Genomic DNA, 1,707 nt, shown 5'->3' with positions numbered 1-1,707 from the left:
AGTGCGTTGTGGCAAACCGGATCTTGTTCGAGGTGTGCGGCGCGGGTGATCATCTGGACAGAGGTGCGGGTGCGGTCGCGGGCATGAGAGAACGGGCCCCTTGGTAGTGACGCGGTTACGACACCCAGCACGACCAAGGAAGCCCGTTGCCTGATCAGTTGAGCAGTATCTCTGTGCTGGCGTCCACCACGGTCACCCCTGGGTGTGACTGCTACGTGCACCGGTTCGGTTCGATCGCTCCGGGGCGGCGGGCAGGCTGCTATCCCAGTGACATGTCGGATGCGGAGTGGGCCGAGGTCCGCTCGGCGATGCCGGTGCCGGCCTGGCTCCTCAAGCTGGGCGGGCGTCCGGAGGGGTATTGCCACCGCGAGATGCTTGACGCGGTGCGCTACCTCGTCGACAACGGCGTGAAATGGATGGCTCTGCCGGTCGATTTCCCGTACTGGCGGGCGGTCTACGATTTCTTCCGCCGCTGGCGTACGTACGACTACGTGCGTGAGCTGTACGAACGCCTGCGACGTTCGGCGCGGGAACGGAAAGGGCGCGACGCCGAGCCCAGTGCGGGGATCATCGACAGTCAGTCGGTGGATGCCTCCGAGACCGTGGGTGAGGACAGTCGCGGATACGACGGCGGGAAGTCACGCGACGGGCGCAAACGCCACATCCTGACCGACACCGAGGGCCTGCTCCTGGAGGTGACCGTGACCCCGGCTGATGTACACGACTCCAAGGCCGCCCCCGCACTGCTGGAGACGTTCATGGACGAGCCGGGCCGGCTGCTGAAGCTGGTGTGGGTCGACAGTGCCTATCAGGGTCCGGCGCTGGCGAAGGCGTTCGCCCGTCACGGAGTGCGCGTCGAGGTCGTGCGCCGCTCTGACGGGCGGCGCGGATTTGTCGTACTGGCCCGCAGGTGGGTGGTGGAACGCACGCTGGGCTGGCTCTCCCGCTCACGCCGCCTCAACCGCGACCACGAACGCCGTCCCGATCACCACCAGCAGATGGTGTGGTGGGCAGCCACGATCAGGCTGTCGCGACGGATGGCCGGTGATGCCCCGCGCTGGCCGGAGAAGCGCCCCGGGCGACTGCTCCGGGCGTCGGCGTGAACCGTCCGTCTTCCGCCCGCACCAGCCAGCCCCGCTTCTCGAGCACGTAGGCACGGTGACGGATCTTCTCCACCTCGTTCTTGATCTCCGCTTCCCGGCCCACCGCCCGCGTCAACTCCACCCCGTTCACCGGCCCCGAAGCGGCCACGACAGCGGCGAACACCTCCCGATACAGACCGCTGAGCACCTCCTCGCCCATGCCCGGCCGCCACACCGGCGGCCGCTCGGCATACCCCCCACCGAAGCCGCTCGATCCCTCAGCGGCAGCCGCCCCACCACCAGACGGCACGGGATCCGGCGTATTTACCGCGCTCTCCTCAGCGAGCACCTGCACGAGTTCCTCACGTCCCACCCGGGCTCGTTCGACTCGCTCCCGCGCGGCATTCACCTCCGCCTGAGCCTGCTCCAGGACCTCCGTCCAGGACTCCAACTCCTGCCTCGCCCGCGCCTCACGCCGCTCCATCAACCCCAGTACCGACGGCATTGCACCCTCCTCGGTCAACAACAAGCCGTCCGCTGCCTGCCCCTACCCCTCCGCGATCACGCCCCGCACACGAAGAAGCCCCTGCTCATCGAACAGGGACTCCCTTTGCCACAACGCACT

General features: G+C 67.8%; 2 protein-coding genes. One reads left to right on the top strand and one right to left on the bottom strand.

The features are described 5' to 3' along the window. Nucleotides 1-272 precede the first annotated feature (272 nt). Nucleotides 273-1,103, top strand: a complete 831-nt coding sequence (locus ACFYX0_RS47720) for an IS5 family transposase (protein ID WP_388982096.1) — start codon at nucleotides 273-275, stop codon at nucleotides 1,101-1,103. Here the strand turns inward: ACFYX0_RS47720 and ACFYX0_RS47715 are convergent. Continuing rightward, entirely contained in the window at nucleotides 1,021-1,587 is a 567-nt protein-coding gene (locus ACFYX0_RS47715; protein ID WP_388982093.1) for a hypothetical protein, read from the bottom strand. The two genes, ACFYX0_RS47720 and ACFYX0_RS47715, sit on opposite strands and share 83 nt — an antisense overlap. Nucleotides 1,588-1,707 lie beyond the last annotated feature (120 nt).

The sequence above is a fragment of the Streptomyces sp. NPDC002573 genome, assembly GCF_042889625.1.
Taxonomy (GTDB): Bacteria; Actinomycetota; Actinomycetes; order Streptomycetales; family Streptomycetaceae; genus Streptomyces; species Streptomyces gibsoniae.
Note: the sequence above shows the minus strand (reverse complement) of the source record. Positions and strands in the feature narration are given on the sequence as shown.

Coding starts and splice junctions, on each gene's coding strand:
- ACFYX0_RS47715 (WP_388982093.1), bottom strand. CDS start 1,587: ATGCCGTCGGTACTGGGGTTGATGGAGCGGCGTGAGGCGCGGGCGAGG.
- ACFYX0_RS47720 (WP_388982096.1), top strand. CDS start 273: ATGTCGGATGCGGAGTGGGCCGAGGTCCGCTCGGCGATGCCGGTGCCG.